The organism is Enterobacter sp. HK-058-C-ECC (assembly GCF_047531125.1).
In the GTDB taxonomy this organism is placed as follows: Bacteria; Pseudomonadota; Gammaproteobacteria; order Enterobacterales; family Enterobacteriaceae; genus Enterobacter; species Enterobacter quasiroggenkampii.
In genome coordinates, this window is record NZ_JBLKCH010000004.1 from 64,615 (window position 1) to 91,091 (window position 26,477).

Genomic DNA, 26,477 nt, shown 5'->3' on the forward strand with positions numbered 1-26,477 from the left:
TTTTGTTTAACGGTAAACGTTACAGAACCAGTGCCGCAATGGACGCGGACAGGACGCTCACCAGCGTAGAGCCATAAACCAGCTTCAGGCCAAAGCGAGAAACCACGTTACCCTGCTCTTCGTTCAGGCCTTTAATCGCACCCGCGATAATCCCGATGGACGAGAAGTTCGCGAAAGAGACCAGGAACACGGAGAGAATGCCTTCCGCGCGCGGAGAAAGCGTGCTGGCAATTTTCTGCAGATCCATCATCGCAACGAATTCGTTAGAAACCAGCTTGGTTGCCATGATACTGCCCACCTGCAGCGCTTCGTGAGCCGGAACACCCATCACCCATGCAACCGGGTAGAAGATGTAGCCCAGAATGCCCTGGAAGGAGATACCCAGTACCGCGGCGAACAGGGCGTTCAGGCCAGAAATCAGCGCAATGAAGCCGATCAGCATGGCGGCAACGATGATCGCGACTTTGAAACCGGCCAGGATGTATTCACCCAGCATTTCGAAGAAGCTCTGGCCTTCGTGCAGGTTTGACATCTGGATATTCTCTTCACTGGCGTCAACGCGGTATGGGTTGATCAGCGACAGAACGATAAAGGTGCTGAACATGTTCAGTACCAGCGCAGCCACCACGTATTTTGGTTCCAGCATGGTCATATACGCGCCCACGATAGACATGGAAACGGTAGACATTGCGGTTGCCGCCATGGTGTACATGCGGTTGCGGGACATTTTGCCGAGAATATCTTTATACGCGATGAAGTTCTCAGACTGACCGAGGATCAGGGAACTGACGGCGTTGAAAGATTCCAGCTTACCCATGCCGTTCACTTTGGATAACAGGAAGCCAATTCCACGGATCACGAACGGCAGAACGCGGATGTGCTGCAGAATACCGATCAGCGCGGAGATGAAGACGATAGGGCAGAGAACCTTCAGGAAGAAGAACGCCAGACCTTCGTCGTTCATTTTACCGAAGACAAAGTTGGTCCCTTCGTTGGCGAATCCGAGCAGTTTTTCGAACATTTCGGAGAAGCCTTTCACGAAGCCGAGGCCTACGTTGGAGTTCAGGAAGAACCACGCAAGTAAAACTTCAATGACCAGCAGTTGGACAACATAACGAATACGAATTTTTTTGCGGTCTGTGCTGACCAGCAATGCGAGTGCAGTAACGACAACAAGTGCCAGGACAAAATGAAGGACGCGGTCCATATTTGCTCCAAATATGAGGCAGGTTTAATTTTCGTGCACATTCTATGTAACAACCGAAAAGAAAACGAGATCGAGGACACACTATAGTTACATCCTGTGACGAGTCTCAAAAATAGTGATCCACAATACATTTTTGTTATGTTAGGTAAATGAGTGAAAAGTTAAGTTTGTGTGCTAGTCTTCACAAAAGAGTCCGCGATTTGAGTTTCTGTTAGATCGCCCAGCTTACCCGCCCGTCTATCGTTCAAAGCTATCAGAGAAATCACTGCAAACTTTATAAATGATCTTGATAATCATTCTCATTTTGATAGCATTAAACATAGCAAAGGCTATATTTCAGAGGCAGAAATGACAAACAGTCGCGTAGAGGGTAGCAGTGGCAGGGCAGCGCGCAAGTTGCGGTTCGCATTAATGGGACCTGCGTTCATCGCTGCCATTGGTTATATCGATCCAGGTAACTTTGCGACCAATATTCAGGCCGGGGCCAGCTTCGGCTATAAGCTGCTGTGGGTGGTCGTCTGGGCTAACCTCATGGCGATGCTGATTCAGATGCTCTCCGCAAAGCTGGGGATTGCGACGGGTAAAAACCTGGCGGAGCAAATCCGCGACCATTATCCGCGTCCCGCCGTCTGGCTCTACTGGGTTCAGGCTGAAATCATCGCCATGGCCACTGACCTCGCTGAATTTATCGGCGCAGCAATCGGCTTTAAGCTGATTCTGGGCGTGTCGCTGTTGCAGGGGGCGGTACTGACCGGGATTGCCACGTTCCTGATCCTGATGCTACAGCGTCGGGGTCAAAAGCCGCTGGAGAAGGTCATTGGCGGACTGCTGCTGTTTGTGGCGGCGGCCTATATTGTCGAACTGATTTTCTCACAGCCGAATCTGGCACAGCTCGCTAAAGGGATGGCGATCCCAAGCCTGCCAACCTCGGAAGCGGTGTTCCTGGCCGCCGGCGTGCTGGGAGCGACCATCATGCCGCACGTGATTTATCTGCACTCCTCGCTGACCCAGCATCTCCACGGTGGGACGCGTAAAGAGCGCTACTCCGCCACCAAGTGGGACGTGGCGATCGCCATGACCATCGCGGGGTTTGTCAATCTGGCGATGATGGCAACAGCAGCCGCCGCTTTCCACTTTAACGGTCATACCGGTATTGCCGATCTCGACCAGGCGTATCTCACGCTGGAGCCGCTGCTGAGCCATGCTGCCGCCACGATATTTGGCCTTAGCCTGGTGGCTGCTGGTCTCTCTTCTACAGTGGTGGGTACGCTGGCAGGCCAGGTGGTGATGCAGGGGTTTGTCCGGTTCCATATTCCGCTGTGGGTGCGCCGCTCCGTCACCATGCTGCCGTCATTTGTGGTGATTTTGATGGGGCTCGACCCCACGCGAATTCTGGTCATGAGCCAGGTGCTGCTCAGTTTTGGTATTGCGCTGGCGCTGGTGCCGCTGCTGATCTTTACCAGCGATAAAACCCTGATGGGTGAGCTGGTCAACTCGACGCTGGTGAAACGGACCGGGTGGGCCATCGTGGTGGTGGTCGTGGCGCTGAACCTGTGGTTGCTGATTGGCACAGCGTTGGGGTTGTAAAAGAAAAAGGAGCCATGAGGCTCCTTTTTGCTGTTAGTCGTGGCCGTGGTGACCATGTCCGTGACCTTTGCCGCGACCCCAGCCGCCGCGACGGTCGTCACGATCCCGCCAGCCTTCACGGTAACCGCGCTCATAGGCGCTGTCTTTATACCAGCCGCGGTGTCTGCCGTTATCATGTTTCCACCAGCGGTCACCGCGCCACTCATAGTGACGATGCCAGTAATCACGGTCGCGCCAGTAGCCGCCGTCCCAGTATCTGCCGTAGTCGTCACGATCGCCAATTTGTAATTTTACTGATGGCAACAGGGTGATTTCGCCCGCAGTGGCGATCAGCGGCGCCGAAGCCAGTAATACCGCTGCAAGAATCAGTGACCTGAACATACTCTTTCTCCTTCACGATCGGGGCCTTTGTTGGGCCTGTTAACGCAATTTTACGAGTTGGTAAACCTTCGTATCATCGCCTCAACTCCGAATTCCTGGGTGAGAGCACTTTTTGCTAAAAACGGTGTTATTTTGAGCTGCTGAGGATCGCGTCTATGTGGGCCAATTCTTCCTCTGAGAAATGGCGGTTTGCCAGCATCCCCACGGCGTCATCAATTTGAGCCGCTTTACTTGCCCCAATCAGCACCGACGTCACTGCCTCATGGCGTAATACCCAGGCCAGCGCCATCTGGGACAGCTTCTGGCCGCGACTTTCTGCCAGGGCATTCAGCTTCCTGACTTTTTCCAGCTTCTCTTCGGTGAGCTGATCGGGTTTAAGGAACTGACTGCCGCTTGCCGCGCGTGAGTCTGCAGGAATGCCGTGCAGATAGCGATTGGTCAGTTGCCCGCCAGCCAGCGGCGAGAAGGGAATACAGCCGACCCCTTTTTCCTGCAACACGTCCAGCAGTCCCGCTTCCGGCGCACGTTCAAAGAGGGAGTATTTCGGCTGGTGGATCAGGCAGGGTGTCCCGAGGTCATTAAGGATATCAATCGCCTGGCGAGCCAGAACAGCCGGGTAGTTGGATAATCCGACATACAGAGCCTTCCCCTGACGCACCACATGGTCAAGCGCTTTCATGGTTTCCTGCAGCGGCGTTTCCGGATCTGGCCGGTGATGATAGAAGATATCCACATACTCCAGCCCCATGCGCTTCAGGCTTTGATCGAGGCTTGCCAGCAGATATTTGCGCGATCCCCAGTCGCCGTACGGACCCTCCCACATGGTATAACCCGCTTTGGTGGAGACGATCAGCTCGTCGCGCCAGGGCAGGAAATCCTCCTGCAAAATACGGCCGAAATTACGTTCCGCGGATCCGGGAGGCGGGCCATAGTTGTTGGCAAGGTCGAAATGCGTAATGCCCAGATCGAACGCACGCTGTAAAAGTTGACGGCTGTTTTCGATAAGGGTGGCGTCACCAAAGTTATGCCACAGCCCAAGCGAGATGGCGGGCAACCTGAGCCCGCTTCGTCCGCAGCGGCGATACTCCATTGTCCCGTAACGATTTTTGTCCGGCTGATAACCCATTTTCGTAACCTCTGGCGCTGAAGTGAAAAATCAGTGTATGCGTTTACATTTACGTGAAAAAAAGCAGCATAGCGCAGCCTTTTTTGTAAAGCATTCTTTCCATGTCCTTCTTATCGCCAATTCTGGACACCCATCACGCTTATTTAATACTCAAGGTGAGGTCAAAACATTAGAAGGATACCTGTTTATGCGTACCCCATACTGCGTCGCCGATTACCTGCTGGACCGTCTTACAGATTGTGGAGCCGATCATCTGTTTGGCGTGCCGGGCGACTATAACCTGCAGTTTCTCGACCATGTAATAGACAGCCCGGATATCTGTTGGGTGGGCTGTGCCAACGAATTAAACGCCTCTTACGCCGCTGACGGATATGCCCGTTGTAAGGGCTTCGCCGCGCTACTGACGACATTTGGCGTAGGAGAGTTAAGCGCCATGAACGGCATTGCGGGCAGCTACGCCGAGCACGTTCCGGTCTTGCATATTGTGGGTGCGCCGGGAATGGCATCACAGCAAAGAGGTGAGCTGCTGCACCATACGCTGGGCGACGGTGAGTTTCGTCATTTTTATCATATGAGCGAGCCGATCACCGCTGCGCAGGCGATCCTGACCGAACAAAACGCCTGTTATGAAATCGACCGGGTGTTAACGACCATGCTCCGGGAGCGTCGCCCCGGCTATCTGATGCTGCCTGCCGACGTGGCAAAAAAAGCCGCCACCCCTCCTGTAAACGCTCTCACGCTCCGGCATACGCATGCCGATAGCGCCTGCCTGAAAGCATTCCGGGATGCTGCAGAAAACAGGCTTGCCAGGAGCAAGCGTACTGCACTGCTGGCCGATTTCCTTGTCCTGCGCCATGGCCTGAAGCAGGCGCTACAGAAATGGGTCAAAGACGTGCCGATGGCACACGCCACCATGCTGATGGGCAAAGGGATATTCGACGAGCGTCACGCTGGTTTTTACGGCACCTACAGCGGTTCGGCGAGCGCTGGCGCGGTAAAAGAGGCAATTGAAGGGGCGGATACCGTACTGTGCATCGGCACGCGATTTACCGATACCCTGACCGCCGGCTTCACGCATCAGCTCACCCCGGCGCAGACGATAGAAGTTCAGCCTCATGCCTCACGCGTTGGTGATATCTGGTTTACCGGCATCCCCATGCTTCAGGCAATCGAAACGCTGGTGGAGCTGTGCAAACAGCACGTGCACGAGACGCCCGTGCCGTCCTCTCAAAGCGCGATGGCCTACCCGCAGCCGGATGGCTCGCTGACGCAGGCGAATTTCTGGCAAACGCTGCAGACGTTTATTCGTCCGGGAGACATCATTCTTGCGGATCAGGGCACCTCGGCCTTCGGCGCGATCGACCTTCGTCTGCCGGCTGATGTGAATTTTATCGTCCAGCCGCTGTGGGGATCGATTGGCTATACGCTGGCGGCGGCATTTGGCGCACAAACGGCCTGCCCGAACCGGCGCGTGATTGTTCTGACGGGGGATGGCGCGGCGCAGCTCACCATCCAGGAGCTCGGCTCGATGCTGCGGGATAAACAACACCCCATCATTCTGGTCCTTAACAACGAAGGGTATACGGTTGAAAGAGCGATCCATGGGCCTGAGCAGCGGTATAACGACATTGCGCTATGGAACTGGACGCAAATCCCGCAGGCACTGAGCCTTGATCCTCAGGCCCAGTGCTGGCGGGTCAGTGAAGCGGAGCAGCTGGCGGACGTCCTTGAAAAAGTGGCGCATCACGAGCGGCTCTCGCTGATTGAGGTGATGCTGCCGAAAGCCGATATCCCACCGCTGCTGGGGGCGATCACCAAAGCGCTGGAAGCGCGCAATAGCGCCTGATTATTTGTCGTTTCGCCAGGCCATCATCATCGGTTTGCCCGCCAGCAGGAGCCAGGCGGGCAACATCACGATACAAAGCAGAGGGAAAAGCGTCGAATCCGGCACGACGACCGCCGCCATAAACAGGCTTAGCCACGCGTCGCGCGTGACCACCAGAACCAACCCCAGAATAGAACAAGAGACGGTAATCGCCGCCGGGACCGCATCGACATGTTCGTGCAGCATCAGCCCCAGCGCAACGCCGACAAAGACCGCCGGGAAGATGCGTCCACCACGGAAACCGCAGGCGGCCGCCACCACCAGCGCTGCCAGCTTGATCACGGCAAACAGCAGATAGTCGGAGACGCTAAATATCTGGCTGAAAGCCAGCTGCTGCATCTCGTCCAGCCCTTTAAACAGCGTCACCGGCCCGCCGATTGCGCCTAAAATACCGAGGATCAAACCGCCAGCTCCCAGAATTAACACCGGGTGTTTGAGTCGATGCATCAGCCGGTGCAGACGTGGAAGACACCATACTGCCACCATGCCCAGCGCAATGGCGATGGCGACGACGATGGCGCCGCTGAAGATATCGGCGATTTGCATCTGGCCGTAGTGGGGCAGGGAGAGTGAAAAATGGGGATGGAAAAACAGGCTGGTGGTCAACGCCCCGGCGGCGGCGGCCATCAGCGGAGCAAACAGTTTATCCCAGAGCGGGACATCGTTATTACTGCTGAGCGTCTGCGAAAAGATCAGTGCTGCCGCCACGGGCGTGCCGAAAAGCGCCCCGATGGTGCCTGCTGAGGCGAGAATGGTCCAGTCCAGCGCGCCGACGCGGGGCAAAATGCGTGAACCGAGAAAAACCGCCAGGCCAATATTCACGGCCATAATCGGATGCTCTGGCCCCAGGCTGACGCCGCCGGCCAGACCGAGAATCAACGCGATAATCAGCCCCGGCAGTGCCGAAGGGGAAACCGGGGCACCAATCAGCGGTTCCTGCGCCGGGTCTGGTCCAGCATGGCCGGGACTGAAACGGATCACCAGGCCCACCGCAATACCGGTTAACGTCAGCATCCCAACGATCCAGGCAGGAGAGTCAGCGGTGACGCCCAGTCCTGCAGGAAGCGCGTTCCATAATAGTGTTTGCAGCACCGACGCGACTTTCATCACGACGATGAGCACCAGACTTGAAACCACGCCAATGATGAGCGCCGGAATGGCCAGCAACAGCATGGTTCTGGCTCGCGGGTGGAGCATGATGATTTCCTTGTACAAAACGGTATGACGTTACTTTGCACATTAAGCCTTATGGCAATAGTGCAAAAGGTGCTGAAACGGTAAAGTTATTCTGTGACGAAGATCGATAATCCATGGGCATTCACCTTCCGGTCGTTGTTGTTATCACGCCTTGAATTTACAGTGTCCCAAAGATTTATTCTGACTTTAGCGGAGCAGTAGAAGAATGACAAAGTATGCTTTGGTAGGTGATGTGGGCGGCACGAACGCGCGCCTCGCATTATGCGATGTAAGTAGCGGTGAAATTTCCCGGGCGAAAACCTATTCCGGGCTGGATTATCCAAGTCTTGAGGCCGTTGTCCGCGTCTATCTGGACGAGCATCAGGTAAGCGTCGAAGATGGCTGCATCGCCATTGCCTGTCCGATAACCGGTGACTGGGTCGCCATGACCAACCATACCTGGGCATTCTCCATCGCCGAGATGAAAAAAAACCTCGGCTTTGCGCATCTTGAAATCATCAATGACTTCACCGCGGTGTCCATGGCGATCCCGATGCTGACGCCTGAGCATCTGATCCAGTTCGGTGGCGCTGAACCGGTCGAAGGTAAGCCGATTGCGGTTTACGGGGCCGGTACCGGTCTGGGTGTTTCACATCTGGTGCACGTTGCTCAGCGTTGGGTGAGCCTGCCGGGTGAAGGCGGTCACGTTGACTTTGCGCCAAACAGCGAAGAAGAGGGCATTATCCTCGAAGAATTACGCGCGGAGATCGGCCACGTCTCCGCCGAACGCGTGCTGTCAGGACCGGGGCTGGTGAACCTGTACCGGGCGATTGTGAAGTCGGACGGTCGTCTGCCGGAAAACCTGCAGCCGAAAGACGTCACCGAACGCGCGCTGGCGGACAGCTGCATTGACTGCCGTCGTGCCCTGTCGCTGTTCTGCGTGATTATGGGACGCTTCGGCGGCAACCTGGCGCTGACGCTGGGCACCTTCGGGGGCGTTTATATCGCGGGCGGCATTGTGCCGCGCTTCCTCGACTTCTTTAAAGCCTCCGGCTTCCGCGGCGGGTTTGAGGATAAAGGGCGCTTCAGAAGCTACGTGCAGGACATCCCGGTTTATCTGATCGTGCATGATAACCCAGGCCTGCTGGGGTCGGGTGCCCACCTGCGTCAGGTTCTCGGTCAGATTCTCTGATGCCTGGCCCTCTCCCACGGGAGAGGGCTTTTTCGTTACAGGTGCATAAGCTGGCGGAACTCTTTCACCTTGCTGCGGCTCACCGGCACCTGAAAATCCAGATCCTTCAGGCGCAAGATATAGGTGTTGTTAAACCACGGTTCGATCTCGCGGATCTTGTTTAAATTCACGCAGAACGAGCGGTGGCAGCGGAAAAAGTGTGACGCAGGCAGCTTGCTGCAAAACTCGGTGATGTTCATCGCCATCACGTAAGATTCCCGCCGCGTATAAACAAACGTCATCTTTTCATGGGCTTCGGCATAGTAGATATCATTGACCGGCGTCACGATGATGCGCTCATCTTTGACCAGATTAATGGTGTCGTTTTCCCGTACCGTTGGGCTGGCGCTAGCGGGGGCGGTCTGCTGCTGCCATGCGGCCTCCAGCTTTTGCAGCATGCTGACAATCCGCGACTCCTGGTAAGGCTTAAGGATATAGTCAAACGCTTCCAGCTCGAAGGCCTCTACGGCGTGCTCTTTCCATGCGGTCACGAACACAATAAACGGCTTATGGGCAAACTGATTGATGTTTTGCGCCAGCAATACGCCATCCAGCGACGGAATGTTGATATCCAGGAAGATGGCGTCGACCCGGTTATGCTGCAGAAACTTCAGCACGTCCAGACCGTCATCAAAGGTGCCCACAATCTCCATCTGGCTGTGGGTGTTGATAAGCCAGGTTAGCTCCTGTTGAGCCAGGATTTCATCTTCTACAATGATGACTTTCATGGGTTACTCCACCTGGGGCAACAGTGATGTTGTTGAATGAACGGGAGTGCGCTCGTTCGGGACGTAAAAAGCAATTTCGGTGCCCGGTTCAAGACGTTGAATGTGCAGCCCATCGCCGTAAAGCAGCTTGACCCGGTGATGCACGTTCAACAGGCCGATTTTATTTCCGGGCATCTCGTTAGACTCCACGCGCTCAATGACTTTTGGATCAATGCCGTGGCCGGTATCGCGCACCGCAATACGCACGCGGTTGCCGCTTTCGGTGACGCTGATGGTGACGACGCCTTTGCCTTTACAGGGCTGAATGCCGTGAACAATCGCGTTTTCGACCAGCGGCTGGATAAGCAGGCTCGGGATCACGCAGTTGACCTCTTCATCAATATCGTAAATGACCGTGAGTTTGTCGCCAAAGCGCGCCTGCTCAATCGCGATGTAGTCTTTGATCTGATACAGCTCTTTTTTGATGTCGATCTGCTCGTCATCTTTTAGCTCGATGTTGTAGCGCAGATAGCGCGACAGGTTAAAAATCAGCTGTCGCGCGGTGTCCGGATTAAGACGTATGGACGAGGAGATCGCGTTCAGCGCGTTAAACAGGAAATGGGGATTGATTTTGCTCTGCAGCGCGCGCAGCTCTGCCTTATTTGCCATCTCACGCAGCTGTTCTGCACGGGAGACTTCCAGCTGGGTGGAGATAATCTGCGACAGGCCAATCGCCATCTCCTGGAGCGAGGAGGTGATCTGATGCGCGTGACAGTAATAAATCTTCAGGGTGCCCGTCACGACGCCTTTCTCCCACAGCGGGATAACCAGCATCGAGTGGATTTCCGGCGTTCGGTGGGCTTCGTCATTATTTTTAATGATGATTTTACCGTAATTGATCGCCTGTCTGGTGGTTGGGCTGATGGTGTCATCGTTGTCGCGATAGTTGTGTTCCCCGACGCCAACGTAGGCCAGCACGTGGTCAATGTTGGTGATGGCGACGGCGTCTGCGTGGATGTCGTGGCGGATTATCTCGCAGACCTGACGCAACGACTCCGCGTTAACGTGGCGAAAAAGCGGCAGCGTTTTGTTGGCGATATCCAGTGCCAGCTTGGCCTGACGGGCGGCGCTGGCCTCTTTTTCCCCTTCAACGCTTTGCACCAGCAGCACGATAAAACCGATGCACACGCTGCCCAGGATCATCGGAATCCCGATTTTCGAGACGATATCCAGCCCCAGCGCGGTGGTCGGGGCCCAGACGACGACCAGGATCATGGTCAGCGTTTCGCATACCATGCCTGCGACGATCCCTGCGCGCCAGCGCTGTTTTTTCGGGATTTTGCGGCTGATCCAGCCGGAGAGCACCCCGGCGATAATGCTGGTAATAAAGCAGGGCACCGCCGTGACGCCGCCGATATCAATCAGGTAGCGATGGGTTCCGGCAATCACTCCGGTGATAACGCCCACCCACGGGCCAAACAAAATTCCGCCGGACATCACGGCGATAATGCGCACGTTAACCAGCGAGCCCTCTACCGGCACGCCTGACCAGGTGCTGAACAGGGCGAACAGCGAAAAGATGGCGGTAACGGCCAGCAGCTCTTTTGGCGAGTGGGCGGATTTGTGCAACAGCTCGCGAAACAGGCGAATGCGGATGAGGAAGAACAGGCAAATCAGCATTAATGCCGCACGGTCAAAAACCGCCAGCAGCATAGTGAATATTTCGTGCACGAGTAGACCTGGGAAAACGGGAAAGAACCATGATAAAAAACCTGACGCGTATTGACCAGCTATCCGTCAGGTTTATCAAATGAGGAAAAACCATAATTATTAAAGGGGATTGTCCGGCGGTCACGGACATGGCCTGATTTTTTATAGCCAGCGTATCGTCAGGTAACTGTTTTGATATCATCCTGTTAAATAACGGCTATCAGAAAGCCAACCCTGAAACAGGGGCTTCCGCTTTTTGGCACTGCCGGGTTCCGGTTTTCATGCTATCGCTTTTTTTTCATTTCCCTCTCGACAGCATGATTTTTTTCAGGTTATTTTCTAAGCATGCCACATCGGTGGCAGCGTCGCTCGGACGGTCCGGGCGCTAACGTTAATCTGAGGAATCTATGGCTGAATTCAGTCCTGAACGCCGTTTTACGCGTATCGATCGTCTCCCCCCTTATGTTTTCAATATCACTGCTGAACTGAAAATGGCTGCGCGTCGGCGCGGCGAAGATATTATTGATTTCAGCATGGGTAACCCTGACGGCCCAACGCCACCGCATATCGTTGAAAAGCTCTGCACGGTTGCCCAGCGTCCGGATACGCACGGCTACTCGACCTCTCGCGGTATTCCCAGATTACGTCGCGCGATCTCGCGTTGGTATCAGGATCGCTATCAGGTTGATATCGATCCGGAAAGTGAAGCGATTGTCACCATCGGCTCGAAAGAGGGGCTGGCACACCTGATGTTGGCCACGCTGGATCATGGCGATACGGTGCTGGTGCCTAATCCAAGCTACCCGATCCACATCTACGGCGCGGTGATTGCCGGGGCGCAGGTCCGTTCCGTTCCGCTGGTGGAAGGTGTCGATTTCTTCAACGAACTTGAGCGTGCGATTCGCGAAAGTTATCCGAAACCGAAGATGATGATCCTCGGTTTCCCGTCAAACCCAACCGCCCAGTGCGTGGAGCTCGATTTCTTCGAGAAAGTCGTCGCCCTGGCTAAACGTTATGACGTGCTGGTGGTTCATGATTTAGCCTACGCTGACATCGTCTATGACGGCTGGAAAGCGCCTTCCATCATGCAGGTTCCGGGCGCGCGTGACGTGGCGGTCGAGTTCTTTACGCTGTCAAAAAGCTACAACATGGCGGGCTGGCGTATTGGCTTTATGGTGGGTAACAAAACGCTGGTGAGCGCACTGGCGCGCATTAAGAGTTACCACGACTATGGTACCTTCACGCCGCTACAGGTCGCGGCTATCGCTGCCCTGGAAGGCGACCAGCAGTGCGTTCACGAGATTGCCGCCCAGTATAAGCGCCGCCGTGACGTGCTGGTAAAGGGCTTGCATGAAGCGGGCTGGATGGTGGAAATGCCGAAGGCGTCTATGTACGTCTGGGCAAAAATTCCGGAGCCGTACGCGGCGATGGGATCGCTGGAGTTTGCCAAAAAGCTGCTGCAGGATGCGAAGGTATGCGTATCACCGGGCATTGGCTTTGGTGATTATGGCGACACCCATGTGCGATTTGCCCTGATTGAAAACAGCGACCGCATTCGTCAGGCGGTGAGGGGCATCAAGAGTATGTTCCGGGCCGACGGCCTTCTTTCGTCGAAGAGCGTGTCTGAACATCCCGCGTCGACATGACATAAAAAAACAGGAGCCGATGGCTCCTGTTTTTTTGACTGCATGTTCTTCACTAGATCATCAGGGCAAAGGTTCCGGCCCAGACTAAAACAATCACCGAAATGCCCATAAAGAAATATTTCACGTTTCATCGCTCCGCGTATCTTGTGGTACGCATTTAAAAACAGAGTCCACCTGATTATAGAGAACTGAAATCCGGTCAAAACGGAAATGAGAATTTTCCCGTTACGCCGCTCACTCCAGCTCAGAATTCTGTGCTTTCCTGTTGCCAGACGGCGCTAATGTACGCCTAAAAATGAGGGGTGACAAGAGGGATTTTTTTAAATAATTTCCGTTACTTACGAGTGTCGTGGAACGGCGACAGTTTGATTTCGCATCGCAATAAATTCACTTTGGGCGACGCAATGAAAGACGATTTCTCAACGGGATGACAGGTGATTGAAAAGGTTAGTTTCTTAGCGAAACTAACCTTAATGAAAGGCTTAAATATAGAGCGAGGCTTCGCCAAGAGGGCGGGTTTTGAAACGACGATGCATCCACAGATACTGCTCTGGCGCACGCATGATTTCAGTTTCGATGACTTTATTGATAAACGCCGCGGCTTCGCACTCGTTTTCCGGATAGTTAGCCATTTCAGGAGAGATGTGCAGACGATAGCCTGATTTATCTGCTTTTCTCACCATCGTTACGGTCAGCATTGAGGCGCCTGACAAACGAGATATGACAAAGGTGCCGTTAGTCGTCGCAACATCTTTAACCGCAAAGAAAGGCGCAAAGCTGCTGCCTTTACGTCCATAATCCTGATCGGGTGCAAACCAGACGGCTTCACCTTTCTTCAGGGCACCGACCATACCGCGCAGATTGTTACGGCTGATCATCGCCTTATTGGAACGCATGCGGCCACGCGTCTGGACCCACTCCATCAGCGCACTGTTGTGTGGTCGATAGGTCGCCATCATTGGCTGGCACAGGCCCATCACGCGGCCACCCAGTTCCAGCGACATAAAGTGAACGCCGACGACCATCACACCGCGTTTTTGCATCTGCGCGCGTTGCAGGTTATCCAGTCCTTCTACATCAAACCACTTACGGACACGCTCATCCGGCCAGAACCAGGCCATGCCGGTTTCAAGCAGCGCCATGCCGATAGACTTGAAGTTTTCAGCGATGAGCTTCTCGCGCTCTTCGGCATTGTACTGCGGAAAGCAAAGCTCAATATTTTTCCGTGCGATAGATTCGCGACGTTTCAGGAAGACGCGGGAAGCGCTGCCCAGTTTCGACCCCAGCAAACGCAGTACAGGGTACGGAAGTTGAACCAGCAGCCAGAGAACGCCAAGACCAAACCATGTAAACCAGTAACGCGGGTGTAAAAACGCGCGTTGAAATTTGGATTGAGACAAAATAGTGAAACCTATGTGAAGCCTGTAAAGGTAGCGCAGAGTTTGCGATACGACGTGCCGATAAGACCGTTCTTCAAGGTGATGGTTGCAGGCTTTACCGAACTTTACGGCGTTGCCTGGCCACTGCTGATTTGGGCGGGCGGCGTAATGTAGCACCGTTATACGATATGTGCTATTACTCGTTTTTGATTAAAAAAGCGGCAGTTCGGAAGGTGATTGATTTTACAGATTTTATAGGCAGTCGCATGAAAGCGCCTTTCCTGCCTGAGCGGAAGGCAAAAGCGTTAGCGCTCAGAGGGAAGGCGTAAAGAAAAAAAACGGTATTGTTGATTTGCGCCAAATTAAACATTTACGCCTTTATTTATTCCTCCGCATAATAAATAAGAAATTTCTTCGTGAAAATTCTTAAGCGTTATTCATACCATCAATGGAATAGCCATCTGCTTTCATCAATTCCTGTCTTCTTTTAATCGTGCCGCAATAAGATATTGTCGTTCTTTCGCGCTTTTTGACGTTATGCTGTGATGCAAATCAAAACATGATGTTTTTATAAACATCTCTCTGGCTACAACCCCTTCTGCGATACAAATATTCGATTTGTGCGAAAAGAGCAGTTTCTTTTCCTGATTTGGTTGTCCTATTTACGATAATGTCTTAGAAGAAAATTCTTAAGAAAATTCTTGTGTCGGATTAATGATCTGTGTATTTGATTTTGTTCCGATCATTATTCTATTATTGCGCATCAAGAACGATACCGTGAAGTTGGCATAGCAAAACAAAGAGGGATGATTAGATGGCTGACAGTTTTCAGAATGAGGTGCCTAAGGCACGTATTAACCTGAAGCTTGACCTGCATACTGGCGGAGCAAGCAAGAAAATGGAATTACCCTTGAAATTGCTTGTTGCGGGTGATTTCAGTAATGGGCAGGAATCTGCGACAATATCTGAGCGCGAAAAGATTAACATCACCAAAAATAATTTTGACAGCGTTCTTTCCGAATATTCCCCAAAAGTTAACCTGGCCGTTAAAAATACGCTGTCTGACGATGGTGGTGAGGACAACATTCAGCTGACTTTCCAGAGCATGAAAGATTTCACGCCAGAGCAGGTGGCTGCCCAAATTCCACAGCTGAAGGCGATGCTGGCAATGCGCAACTTGCTCCGCGATCTGAAAGCCAACCTGCTGGATAACCAGACTTTCCGAAAAGAGCTGGAAAAAATCGTTCTTGACCAGTCACTTAGTGCTGAGTTGCGAAATGAACTATCCGCACTGGCTTCAAAAAAACCTTAACCATCATGCTGTTTTAACGGATTAATCAAGGAATGCTCATGTCTGTACAAAATAATACTGCTGGCGGGGAAAGCGTGGTGCTGGAACGCCCTGCTGTGGGTGGGGTATACGCTTCACTGTTTGAGAAAATTAATCTGAACCCGGTCTCCGAGCTGAGCGCGCTGGATATCTGGCAAGATGCGCAGGCGATGTCGGATGCGACCGCTGACGAGCGTCTCACCGCAGGTATGCAGGTCTTTCTGGAATGCCTGACCAAGGCAGGCTCGAAGGTCGAAAAACTGGATAAAAGCCTGATCGATCACCACATCGCTGAGCTCGATTACCAGATAAGCCGCCAGCTCGACGCCGTTATGCACCATGAAGAGTTTCAGGCGGTTGAGAGCCTGTGGCGCGGCGTGAAGTCGCTGGTTGATAAAACAGATTTTCGCCAGAACGTGAAAATTGAGCTTCTGAGCATGTCTAAAGAAGACCTTCGCCAGGACTTTGAAGACAGCCCGGAAATTATCCAGAGTGGTCTCTATAAACACGCCTACATTGATGAATACGATACCCCGGGCGGCGAGCCGATTGCGGCGCTGATTTCCGCTTATGAGTTCGATGCTTCAGCGCAGGATGTCGCTCTGCTGCGCAACATCTCTAAAGTATCTGCGGCTGCACATATGCCATTTATCGGCTCGGCAGGCCCGAAATTCTTCCTCAAGGAGTCCATGGAAGACGTCGCGGCGATTAAAGATATTGGTAACTATTTTGACCGCGCGGAGTACATCAAGTGGAAATCGTTCCGCGATACGGACGACGCTCGCTACATCGGTCTGGTGATGCCCCGCGTACTGGGACGTTTACCGTATGGCCCGGATACCGTTCCGGTTCGCAGCTTCAACTATGTTGAAGAAGTCAAAGGTCCGGATCACGACAAATACCTGTGGACGAATGCGTCGTTTGCCTTCGCGTCCAATATGGTGCGTAGCTTCATCAATAATGGCTGGTGTGTACAAATCCGTGGCCCGCAGGCTGGCGGGGCGGTTCAGGATCTGCCTATCCATCTGTATGACCTGGGTACCGGCAATCAGGTAAAAATCCCGTCTGAGGTCATGATCCCTGAAACGCGTGAATTCGAGTTCGCGAATCTGGGCTTTATTCCTTTGTCCTACTATAAAAACCGCGACTATGCCTGCTTCTTCTCAGCCAACTCCGCCCAGAAACCGGCGCTGTATGACACCGCAGATGCAACGGCCAACAGCCGTATCAACGCCCGCCTGCCGTACATCTTCCTGCTGTCGCGTATCGCCCACTACCTGAAGCTGATTCAGCGCGAGAACATCGGTACCACCAAGGATCGCCGATTGCTGGAGCTGGAGCTGAACACCTGGGTCCGCGGTCTGGTGACCGAAATGACCGATCCGGGCGACGAACTTCAGGCATCTCATCCACTGCGTGATGCAAAAGTGGTGGTGGAAGATATTGAGGATAACCCGGGCTTCTTCCGCGTGAAATTGTATGCGATTCCGCACTTCCAGGTGGAAGGGATGGACGTCAACCTGTCGCTGGTTTCCCAGATGCCGAAAGCGAAATCGTAATAACAGGCAGGAAGCCGATGAAAACGGAACAACCGTTATGGGGTAGGGGCATTATGGTCGCTCCCCAGCATTTTCAGCAACAGGTCGCGTATGCGGCCTGGTCTGCCGAGTGTATAGCCCGGCTGGGCCTCTCCTGCCCGTGGGGGGTGATAAATGCTACCTTCGAGTCGGAAGCTCTCAGGCTTGGGCGTCTTCAGGCCCGTCATCTGCATGTCCGTTTTCAGGACGGTACGCTGATTGATACAGACAATGCTGATTCGCTGCCACCGGTACTGTCGCTTGAAAGCGAATCGCAGGAGGTGACGGTGGTGCTGGCACTCCCGCTACTGCGGGCGAACGGCGGCAACTGCCTGAAACCCGATGAGGTGGCCGAGCGTCCGGTGCGATATCGTCAGCGCTGGCGGGATGTACGCAATACCTTTGGGGAAGACACTCGTCAGATTGCCGTGATGCAGCCTGAACTGACGCTGCGTTTTGCCCATCAGAACAACAGCGATTATCTGACTTGTCCGGTCGCCCGCCTGCAGCAAGACTCGCAGGGTACATGGCTATTGGATGAAACATTTCTTCCTCCGCTGTTGACCCTCCAGGGCAGCCGTTGGCTGGTTACCCAACTGGAACAACTACTGACACAACTGCGGGCGCGACTGTGCCGTCTGATGGCAATGCGGCGTGAAAGCAATGAGCGCATGGCTGATTTCGCCGTGGCAGATGTATCACTGTTCTGGCTGCTCAACGCGCTGAACAGTGCCGAGCCCGTGCTGGGTCAGTTCCAGCGTAATCTTCAAAGCCCACCGGAACGTCTGTATCCGGAACTTTCTCGCCTTGCGGGGAGCCTGCTGACCTTTTCCCTGGAACATCAGGTGAGCGCCATACCTGCCTGGCATCACGAGCAACTCAATGCGGTATTTCCACCGCTGTTTGATTTGCTTGGCGATCTGCTTGAAGCCAGCCTGCCGTCACGCGTGGTGGCCCTGGCACTCGACTATGACCCACGGCTGCACTTCTGGCAGGCTCGCCTGCATGACCCGCGTCTGCGCGAAGGGGCTGATTACTATCTTTCTGTGCGCTCACCGATTCCGGTGGCGCAACTGCAGGAGCAGTTTCCGCGCCAGTGTAAGGTGGGCAGCCCTGACCATGTGCGCGGGATCGTCAACTCTTCCCGCGTGGGCGTGCCGCTGACGCCGCTGCGCCATGTGCCAGCCGCCATTCCACTGCGCCTGGAAAATCAGTATTTCAGTCTCGATCTCTCCCATCCTCTGGCGACTGAAATGCTCCAGAGTGGGACATGTATGTTTTACGTCCCGGGCATGCTCGGCGAGCCTGAACTTGAACTCTTTGCGGTATTGAGAACATGAGTGAACGTAAACACGGCGCTGTCGTGTCTGTTGATATTGACGCACTGCTGCAGGATACCTGGCTTCAGGTCATCAGCCTTCGCTATGGCCCGCAGTTTCAGGAAGGCGAAGGTCGGGTCTTGTGGGAACGCTGTATCGCTGATGTGGAACGCGTTCAGCGTGAACTGAAAGCGAGTGAACTTGATGAAGCCAGCTGTAAGCATATCCTCACTGCACAATGTGCATTGCTTGATGAGGCAGTCAAAGGGCGCGGTGTAGAGGATGATGCCTGTGTGCAGTGGTATGACATTCCTCTGCAGGGACACTTCCTCGGCACAATGGACGCGGGTGACACTTTGTGTGACAGGATGCGCGATGTGCTGCGTGAACCTGCACCAGATAATGCCGTACTGACCTGCTTCCAGCGGGTAATGATGCTCGGATTCCTCGGAGATTTTCGTGCGCTAAACGATCCGGAACGCCAGAAGCTGGTCAGCGCCCTCAATGAGCGCGTTACACCGTTCAGCTACCCGCAGACCCATCCAGTTCTGGCAGAGAGCCGCAGCGGACGGGGAGCGGGAGGCTGGCTGGCGTCATGGCCCGCGCGTATCGGCCTGAGCGTGATTGTTCTTGCCGCACTCTGGTGGGGACTGGATCGCTGGCTCGATCAGATGCTGCTGACCCTGTTGCCGGGAGTCGTAAAATGAGTCCTGTACAACAGCGCGGGCTTGCGCTGTGGGCTGCCCTGCTGAGTTCTGTGGTCTGCCTGGCTTTTCTGCCGTTATCCCGGCTGGCTTCAGTGCTCGTTCTGCTGGCGATGATCGGGGTTATCGTTGCGTTCTGGTATATCGCCAGACCTCGTGCGGAGCATGACGTCAACCTGCGTCTGGATGACCTTCCTGAAACTACTTACCGTCAACCTGTGGTGTTGGTTTGTGGCGATATGCCTCTGACCTGGCCGCAGCAGTCACCAGTACTGATCGTCACGCAGGGATGCTGGATCCGCGTTGAGGACCATCAGGATCTGGAGCAGGTTGCCCGTCAGATTCTGTGGCAGCGTCCGGACTGGGGGCGTCAGCTGTCGGTGATGGTCAGTATCTGCCCGCAGAAACATGTCGACAGCGAAGCCCTGACAAGTCGTCTGCTGGCTCTGCGCTGGCAAATCAGCCAGTTGCGTAAAGAAACGGGACAGTCTGTGCCACTCATTCTGAATGGTCAGATTGGCAGCGCGATGACGGATGACATGCTCTGGCAGGCCGCTATTCCGGGTGAAGGGTGGACTGTCTGGCGTGAGTCGAATGCGCCTTGTTCGATCGCCGCGTGGGTCACCACTGGCGGTGCGCCTGTGATGCAGCAGCAGGTGCTGATGAACAGCCTGATGAGCTGGTTCCATCAGCATGTCCAGGCGGTATTCATCGATGAGAATCCTGATGTTCCGGTCATTGCACCTGCAGCGCTGCTGTGGGGAATGGGACCGATTCTTGCCGGAAGCCTTGCGTCCTCTGCCTGGACGGCATGGTTATCGCGTCATACTGCCATGCAGCAGGTAGCCGGCTGGCAACCGATAGGGACGGACAGCACGGTGATCTCACCCTTACCGGATTTCATCCTGCCGCTGCTACCGGAAGGAAGTGGACTTACTCCCCGCGCCCGCACCTGGCGCTGTGCCCTTGGTCTTTTCACCCTGGCGGTCATCGCCGCGCTGCTCAGCAGTGGCTGGAACAATCGCCAGTTGCTGCATCGCGTGAGCTTCGATATAGCCCGTTACGACAGTCTTTCCACGGATGACTACGGCCCGAAAGCTAGCGCCGTTGCGGCCCTTCGTGAGAATTCTGCGTTGCTGGATGACTATGCACGTAACGGCGTACCGGTCCGGCTGGGCCTGGGGCTTTATCAAGGGGAACGTCTACGGATACCCCTACTGGAAGCGATCCGCTCGTATATGCCGCCGCCTCCTAAACCGCAGCCAACCCCAAAACCAGTACCGAAAATAGTGAGGCTCGACAGCATGTCGCTGTTCGATTCCGGCAAGTCCGTGCTGAAAGCAGGTTCCACCAGGATGCTGGTGAATTCACTGGTTGGCATCAAAGCGAAACCGGGCTGGCTGATTGTCGTGTCTGGGCATACCGATAACACCGGCAATCCGCAGCTGAACCAGACGCTGTCTCTGAAACGCGCCGAAGCGGTGCGCAACTGGATGCGGGACACGGGCGACGTGCCCGAAAGCTGTTTTGCTGTGCAGGGCTATGGCGAAAGCCGTCCTGTCGCAACCAACGACACCCTGGAAGGGCGTGCGCTCAACCGCCGTGTCGAAATCAGTCTGGTACCGCAGGCGAATGCCTGTCAGATACCCGGCAAACACCAGGCGCCATCGCAGGATGATGGCGCTTCACTACACAATGGAGAGTAATTCCATGGCAATTCCTGTTTATCTTTGGCTGAAGGACGACGGCGGCGCGGACATCAAAGGGTCTGTTGACGTTCAGGATCGTGAAGGCAGCATCGAAGTGGTTGCACAGGAGCATAACCTGTACATCCCAACCGACAACAACACCGGCAAGCTGACCGGCACCCGTATCCACACGCCGTTCCTGTTCACGAAGGAAATCGATTCCTCCAGCCCGTATCTGTACAAGGCGGTGACAACCGGTCAGACCCTGAAATCCGCTGAATTCAAGTGGTACAAAATCAACGACGCGGGCCAGGAAGTGGAGTACTTCAACACCAAACTGGAAAACGTGAAGGTAGTGAAAGTGAATCCTGAAATGTATGACATCAAGGATCCTTCTAAAGAGAAGCACAACCACCTTGAGCGCGTTGAACTGCGTTACGAAAAAATCACCTGGACCTACAAAGACGGCAACATCATTCATTCCGATTCCTGGAACGAACGCGCCACGGCGTAATCCTGATGCGGGCAGGTTTTCCTGTCCGCAGTTTTTGCTGAGTGTCTGAGATGCGGGCACTCAGCAAAGAAAAAACAATCTGCCTGCCTGACCTTATGCGCTTTGGTGAACAGCGAGGGGCGGTAGCGTGTCCAGGAACCGACAAAGAGAGAATCTCATGGAAAATCCAGCCATCCTGTTACGTCGTCTGAACCCTTACTGTGCCCGAGCGATGGAAGGCGCAGCTTCGCTCTGTCAGACCCGTGCCCATGCCGAAATTCTGCCGGAGCACTGGCTGCTGAAGCTGCTGGAGCAGGGGGAAGGTGACCTGACGGTGTTGGCGCGTCGCTATGAATGGGATATGGATGGCATCTGGCAGGATTTACTTGGCTGGCTCGACAGACAACCTCGATCCGTGCGCCATCGGCCCCAGCTCTCTGATGACATCCAGACTCTGATGCAGCAAGCCTGGCTACTTGCCTCACTCAATGGCGAAGAGCACATTCGCAGCATCCATCTGCTGATGGCCCTGGTGGAAAAACCAAAACTGGCACGTTGTGACGGCCTTTGGCCGTTGTTAACGCTTGCTCAGAGCCAGCTGGAGCGTCTGCGACCGTTGCTGGATGCGCAATCGGATGAGCGTCCGGAAATGCAGCGCGAAGCCGAGCTGGCACAGAACCACGGTGGTGAGGTGGAGTTTGTCGGGCGTCCGGCTGGTGCGGAAATGAAAGAGGGGGAACTGAGCCCTGCGCTGCAGAACACGCTGGATAAATTCACCCTCGATGTCACCGCCAAAGCGAAGGAAGGGAAGATCGATCCGGTGTTTGGCCGTGACACAGAAATCCGTCAGATGTTGGATATCCTCTCTCGTCGCCGCAAAAACAACCCGATTCTGGTCGGCGAGCCGGGCGTGGGGAAAACCGCACTGGTTGAAGGTCTGGCATTGCGTATTGCCGAGGGGAATGTGCCTGAATCACTGAAAACGGTCACTCTGCGTACCCTTGACTTGGGCCTGCTGCAGGCCGGTGCAGGCGTGAAAGGCGAGTTCGAACAGCGGCTGAAAAACGTCATCGATGCGGTGCAGCAATCCCCGTCCCCGGTCCTGCTATTTATTGATGAAGCGCATACCATCATCGGCGCGGGCAACCAGGCGGGTGGCGCCGATGCAGCGAACCTGCTGAAACCGGCGCTGGCGCGTGGTGAACTGCGTACCATTGCGGCCACTACCTGGAGCGAGTACAAGCAGTACTTCGAACGCGACGCGGCCCTGGAGCGTCGTTTCCAGATGGTAAAAGTCGATGAGCCTGACGATGACACCGCCTGCCTGATGCTCCGTGGTTTGAAATCCCGTTACGCCGAGCACCATCACGTGCACATTACCGACGATGCGGTACGCGCTGCTGTTACGCTTTCCCGCCGCTATCTGACGGGCCGTCAGCTGCCGGACAAGGCGGTTGATCTGCTCGACACCGCTGCAGCGCGCGTCCGGATGAGCCTCGACACGGTGCCGGAACAGCTGACCTGCATTCGCTCGCAGATTAGCTCTCTTGAAATGGAGAAGCAGGCGCTGCTGGAAGATATTGCTGTCGGCAATCAGAGTCATGGTGAACGCCTGACCGTCATTGAGCAGGAAGAGAACGCTCTTATCGTTGCTCTCGACGAGCTTGAAACGCAGTACGGGCAGGAACTGAAACTCACCGAACAACTGCTGGAAAGCCGCCAGGACCTCTCCCGTCAAAGCGAGACGCGCGCGCTGCAGCAGGAACTGAACGGCATGCAGCACAGCAACCCGCTGCTCTCCGTGGATGTTGACGTACGCACCGTTGCCAACGTGATTGCTGACTGGACAGGCGTTCCGCTGTCATCGCTGATGAAAGATGAGCAGACCGAACTGCTGAACCTGGAAAATGAAATGGGTAAACGTGTGGTCGGGCAGGATGTGGCGCTCGAGGCCATCGGCCAGCGTCTGCGTGCGGCAAAAACGGGTCTCACCTCCGAGAGTGGTCCGCAGGGCGTGTTTCTGCTGGTGGGACCGAGCGGGGTGGGGAAAACCGAAACCGCGCTTGCGCTGGCCGATGTCATGTACGGCGGTGAGAAGTCACTCATTACGATTAACCTCTCCGAATACCAGGAGCCGCATACGGTTTCCCAGCTGAAGGGCTCACCTCCGGGTTACGTCGGTTATGGCCAGGGAGGGATCCTGACCGAAGCCGTGCGCAAGCGCCCGTATAGTGTGGTTTTGCTCGATGAAGTCGAAAAAGCCCACCGCGACGTGATGAACCTGTTCTATCAGGTGTTTGACCGCGGCTTTATGCGCGACGGCGAAGGGCGTGAAATCGACTTCCGTAACACCGTCATTCTGATGACCTCAAATCTCGGCAGCGACCACCTGATGCAGCTGCTTGACGAACAGCCGGAGGCCAGCGAAGGCGATCTTCACGAGCTGCTGCGTCCGATACTGCGCGATCACTTCCAGCCGGCGCTGCTGGCCCGCTTCCAGACCGTGATTTACCGCCCCCTCTCGGAAGCAGCCATGCGTACCATCGTGGAAATGAAACTCTCACAGGTCAGCAAGCGCCTGCATCGACACTACGGCCTGAGCACGCACATTGATGAAAGTCTTTATGATGCGCTGACTTCAGCCTGCCTGCTGCCAGATACCGGTGCGCGTAACGTCGATAGCCTGCTCAATCAGCAAATTCTGCCGGTGCTCAGTCAGCAACTGTTGACCCATATGGCCGCAAAACTGAAACCACAGTCATTACGCTTTAGCTGGAGTGAGGAAGAGGGGATCGGGCTGGAATTTGATGTGAAACAGGGAGTGGACGCATGAGTAATAATCCTCCATTAAGATACAGTCATAGCCACCACCTGCTGGCGGTGAAAGGCTGTGAGTCCGCGCTCGACGTGCTGTCTTTCGAAGGTGATGAGGCTCTTAGCACGCCGTTCCGCTATCGTATTGAATTCACCAGCAGTGACCACGCTGTCGCCAGAGAGGCGATGCTGATGAAGCCCGGTTCGCTGACGCTGCAGGCCCCGGTAGACCAGGGTTACGGCATTAAAGTGCAGCAGGCCGTGCGCACCCTTCAGGGCGTGGTGACCGGTTTTGAACGCCTCAGCACGTCAAAAGATGAAACCCGCTACGCCCTGACGCTCCGGCCACGTCTGGCGCTGCTCGACCGCTCGCACCAGAACGCCATTTACCAGGACATGTCGGTTCAGCAAATCGTGGAAAAAATCCTGCGCGAGCGCCACGGTATGCGCGGTCAGGATTTTCTGTTCTCGCTGTCAAAAGAATATCCACGCCGTGAACAGGTGATGCAGTACGATGAGGACGACCTGCACTTTATCACCCGCCTGCTGGGTGAGGTGGGTATCTGGTTTCGCTTCACCACCGACACGCGCCTCAACATTGACGTGGTGGAGTTTTACGACACCCAGCAGGGGTATGAAAAAGGGCTGACGCTGCCGTCGGTACCGCCATCGGGCCAGCATTCAAAAGGCGTGGATTCAGTCTGGGGAATGGAATGCCATCACAACGTGGTGCAGAAGCAGGTCAGCACCCGGGACTACAACTACCGTCAGGCCACGCAGGACATGAACACCCTGGTGGAAGCGACCCGCGGGGATGTCACCACGTACGGTGATGCCTATCACTGGGCGGATAACTACCTGACGCCGGGCAGCACCTATGACCGCAACCCGGCCCCGGAGTCCGGAGCCTTTTTTGCCCGCATTCGTCACGAACGCTACCTGAATGGTCAGACCCGGGCACAGGGCATCACCAGCTGTCCGACCCTCTCGCCGGGTCAGGTACTTAAAGTCACCGGCGGGTATGAAGTGGCCGACGTGTTTGCGCAGGGCGTGGTCATCACGGCGATGCACACGTATGCTCGCCGTGATAAGGACTTTGCGGTTGATTTTGACGGCATTCCGGACAGCACCGATTTTGGTTTCCGCCCGGAACCAGGGGCACGCCCGGTGATGGCTGGCACCTTACCGGCCCGCGTCACCAGCACCACCGAGAACGACACCTACGGGCATATCGATAAAGACGGTCGTTACCGCGTCAACATGCTGTTTGACCGTGATAACTGGGAAACCGGGTTCGAGAGCCTGTGGGTGCGTCAGTCCCGCCCTTATGCAGGGGACACCTATGGCCTGCACCTGCCGCTGCTGGCGGGCACCGAAGTGGCGATTGGCTTTGAGGACGGTAACCCGGACCGGCCGTACATTGCCGGCGTGCTGCACGACTCGGCGCACGGCGACCACGTCACCATCCGCAACTACAAACGTAACGTCCTGCGTACCCCGGCGAACAACAAAATCCGCCTCGATGACGAGCGTGGAAAAGAGCACATCAAGGTCAGCACGGAGTACGGCGGCAAGAGTCAGCTGAACCTCGGTCACCTGGTTGACAGTGAGAAACAGCAGCGCGGCGAGGGGTTTGAGCTCAGGACGGACAGCTGGGGCGCGATACGGGCGCAGAAAGGGATTTTTATCAGTGCTGACGGGCAGGCCAGGGCGCAGGGTGAGGTGCTGGAGATGCAGGCAGCGATGAGCCAGCTGGAGCAGGCGCGGTCACTGGCTGAAGCGTTACGCAGCGCGGCAGAAGCGGCGAGGGCTGAACTGGCAGATGTGCAGACGCAGAAGGCGCTACTGTCAGAGGCGCTGACGGATTTAAAGAAAGCGGCGCTGCTGGTCTCGGCGCCGGAAGGAATAGCGCAGGTGACAGGGAAAAGCCTGCAGCAGTCGGCGGGAGACAACATCATCAGCACCAGCGGCGGGCACACGGATTTCAGCGCGCTGAAAAGATTCACCGTGGCGGCCGGGGAGCGGGTAGGTCTGTATGCGCAAAAGCTGGGCATCAAAATGTTTGCCGGCAAAGGGAAAGTGGAGATCCAGGCGCAGGGGGATGAGATGACGCTGGATGCGCTGAAGGATATCCGCATCAGCAGCAGTGAGGGAAAACTCATCATCAGCGCGAAGCAGGAGATAGTGCTGACGAGCGGCGGGGGATATATCCGGATAGCGGACGGAACGGTGGAGTGTGCAGCGCCGGACAAAATCATCGAGCGCGGGGCGGTGTGGCAGAAGTTTGGTGGACAGAGTTTTAGTCAGGCGGCCCAGAAGTGGGAGAGCAGCGAATTTGAAATGGGGCCTGAAGTGCTGTGGCCCTATTCTGAGACACCCGTAGCGGGTCAGAAAATCAGCCTGACGCACAGCGATGGTACCGTGCAGGAGTTAATGACCTCGGCATCCGGCCGTGGGGAAAAGCAAAACCTGATGGATCCTGCATTGATGGAAATAAACCTGAAGGATGAGGACTAA

21 protein-coding genes are annotated in these 26,477 nt (G+C 55.2%); 13 read left to right on the forward strand and 8 right to left on the reverse strand.

Annotation, left to right across the window (positions count from 1 at the left end):
- Positions 1-19: 19 nt before the first annotated feature.
- A complete protein-coding gene (locus ACMWJS_RS10260; protein ID WP_045909397.1) occupies positions 20-1,207 on the reverse strand; it encodes a NupC/NupG family nucleoside CNT transporter in 1,188 nt (395 codons plus the stop codon).
- A gap of 348 nt (positions 1,208-1,555) precedes the next feature.
- Between ACMWJS_RS10260 and ACMWJS_RS10265 the strand changes: the two genes are divergently transcribed.
- On the forward strand, positions 1,556-2,794 hold the full coding sequence (locus tag ACMWJS_RS10265; protein ID WP_048029632.1) for an Nramp family divalent metal transporter: 1,239 nt from the start codon (positions 1,556-1,558) through the stop codon (positions 2,792-2,794).
- A gap of 33 nt (positions 2,795-2,827) precedes the next feature.
- On the opposite strand, the gene ACMWJS_RS10270 is transcribed toward ACMWJS_RS10265, so the two are convergent.
- A complete protein-coding gene (locus tag ACMWJS_RS10270; protein WP_045909395.1) occupies positions 2,828-3,175 on the reverse strand; it encodes a DUF2502 domain-containing protein in 348 nt (115 codons plus the stop codon).
- A gap of 127 nt (positions 3,176-3,302) precedes the next feature.
- Entirely contained in the window at positions 3,303-4,301 is a 999-nt protein-coding gene (mgrA, locus tag ACMWJS_RS10275; RefSeq protein WP_048224358.1) for an L-glyceraldehyde 3-phosphate reductase, read from the reverse strand.
- A 187-nt stretch (positions 4,302-4,488) separates the two neighbouring features.
- Between mgrA and ipdC the strand changes: the two genes are divergently transcribed.
- Complete coding sequence (ipdC, locus tag ACMWJS_RS10280; RefSeq protein WP_167211807.1) at positions 4,489-6,147, forward strand: indolepyruvate decarboxylase; 1,659 nt, start codon at positions 4,489-4,491, stop codon at positions 6,145-6,147.
- Here ipdC and ACMWJS_RS10285 read toward each other — a convergent pair whose 3' ends face one another.
- A complete protein-coding gene (locus ACMWJS_RS10285) occupies positions 6,148-7,383 on the reverse strand; it encodes an ion channel protein (protein ID WP_045909392.1) in 1,236 nt (411 codons plus the stop codon).
- 205 nt (positions 7,384-7,588) lie between these two features.
- Here ACMWJS_RS10285 and glk point away from each other — a divergent pair, with 205 nt between their 5' ends.
- Entirely contained in the window at positions 7,589-8,554 is a 966-nt protein-coding gene (glk, locus tag ACMWJS_RS10290; protein WP_414747021.1) for a glucokinase, read from the forward strand.
- A gap of 35 nt (positions 8,555-8,589) precedes the next feature.
- On the opposite strand, the gene ACMWJS_RS10295 is transcribed toward glk, so the two are convergent.
- A complete protein-coding gene (locus tag ACMWJS_RS10295; RefSeq protein ID WP_023294232.1) occupies positions 8,590-9,321 on the reverse strand; it encodes a LytR/AlgR family response regulator transcription factor in 732 nt (243 codons plus the stop codon).
- Between the two features lie 3 nt (positions 9,322-9,324).
- Positions 9,325-11,031, reverse strand: a complete 1,707-nt coding sequence (locus ACMWJS_RS10300; RefSeq protein WP_045909389.1) for a sensor histidine kinase — start codon at positions 11,029-11,031, stop codon at positions 9,325-9,327.
- Positions 11,032-11,417: 386 nt separating this feature from the next.
- Here ACMWJS_RS10300 and alaC point away from each other — a divergent pair, with 386 nt between their 5' ends.
- Positions 11,418-12,656 (forward strand): alanine transaminase, encoded by a 1,239-nt coding sequence (alaC, locus tag ACMWJS_RS10305; protein ID WP_048029637.1) that lies wholly within the window; start codon positions 11,418-11,420, stop codon positions 12,654-12,656.
- A gap of 52 nt (positions 12,657-12,708) precedes the next feature.
- Here alaC and ypdK read toward each other — a convergent pair whose 3' ends face one another.
- Both ypdK and lpxP read right to left on the reverse strand, forming a co-directional pair.
- Positions 12,709-12,780, reverse strand: a complete 72-nt coding sequence (gene ypdK / locus ACMWJS_RS10310) for a membrane protein YpdK (protein ID WP_099458937.1) — start codon at positions 12,778-12,780, stop codon at positions 12,709-12,711.
- A gap of 358 nt (positions 12,781-13,138) precedes the next feature.
- Positions 13,139-14,059, reverse strand: coding sequence for a kdo(2)-lipid IV(A) palmitoleoyltransferase (lpxP, locus tag ACMWJS_RS10315; protein ID WP_111967611.1), 921 nt, complete (start codon positions 14,057-14,059; stop codon positions 13,139-13,141).
- A gap of 12 nt (positions 14,060-14,071) precedes the next feature.
- Here lpxP and ACMWJS_RS10320 point away from each other — a divergent pair, with 12 nt between their 5' ends.
- From ACMWJS_RS10320 to ACMWJS_RS10360, 9 genes are all read left to right on the forward strand, one after another.
- On the forward strand, positions 14,072-14,209 hold the full coding sequence (locus tag ACMWJS_RS10320) for a hypothetical protein (protein ID WP_159427010.1): 138 nt from the start codon (positions 14,072-14,074) through the stop codon (positions 14,207-14,209).
- Between the two features lie 640 nt (positions 14,210-14,849).
- Positions 14,850-15,347, forward strand: a complete 498-nt coding sequence (gene tssB, locus ACMWJS_RS10325) for a type VI secretion system contractile sheath small subunit (protein ID WP_045909386.1) — start codon at positions 14,850-14,852, stop codon at positions 15,345-15,347.
- Positions 15,348-15,379: 32 nt separating this feature from the next.
- Entirely contained in the window at positions 15,380-16,924 is a 1,545-nt protein-coding gene (gene tssC / locus ACMWJS_RS10330; RefSeq protein ID WP_252073014.1) for a type VI secretion system contractile sheath large subunit, read from the forward strand.
- 17 nt (positions 16,925-16,941) lie between these two features.
- Positions 16,942-18,282, forward strand: coding sequence for a type VI secretion system baseplate subunit TssK (gene tssK, locus ACMWJS_RS10335; protein ID WP_262779279.1), 1,341 nt, complete (start codon positions 16,942-16,944; stop codon positions 18,280-18,282).
- Positions 18,279-18,968 (forward strand): type VI secretion system protein TssL, short form, encoded by a 690-nt coding sequence (gene tssL, locus ACMWJS_RS10340; protein ID WP_045909383.1) that lies wholly within the window; start codon positions 18,279-18,281, stop codon positions 18,966-18,968. The genes tssK and tssL overlap by 4 nt, the downstream gene beginning before the upstream one ends.
- Positions 18,965-20,671: an OmpA family protein gene (locus ACMWJS_RS10345; RefSeq protein WP_414747022.1), complete on the forward strand. Its 1,707-nt coding sequence runs from the start codon at positions 18,965-18,967 to the stop codon at positions 20,669-20,671. The genes tssL and ACMWJS_RS10345 overlap by 4 nt, the downstream gene beginning before the upstream one ends.
- 4 nt (positions 20,672-20,675) lie before the next feature.
- Positions 20,676-21,167: a type VI secretion system effector Hcp gene (gene hcp / locus ACMWJS_RS10350; RefSeq protein ID WP_023325816.1), complete on the forward strand. Its 492-nt coding sequence runs from the start codon at positions 20,676-20,678 to the stop codon at positions 21,165-21,167.
- Between the two features lie 157 nt (positions 21,168-21,324).
- Positions 21,325-23,979, forward strand: coding sequence for a type VI secretion system ATPase TssH (tssH, locus tag ACMWJS_RS10355; protein ID WP_414747023.1), 2,655 nt, complete (start codon positions 21,325-21,327; stop codon positions 23,977-23,979).
- On the forward strand, positions 23,976-26,477 hold the full coding sequence (locus tag ACMWJS_RS10360; protein WP_414747024.1) for a type VI secretion system Vgr family protein: 2,502 nt from the start codon (positions 23,976-23,978) through the stop codon (positions 26,475-26,477). The genes tssH and ACMWJS_RS10360 overlap by 4 nt, the downstream gene beginning before the upstream one ends.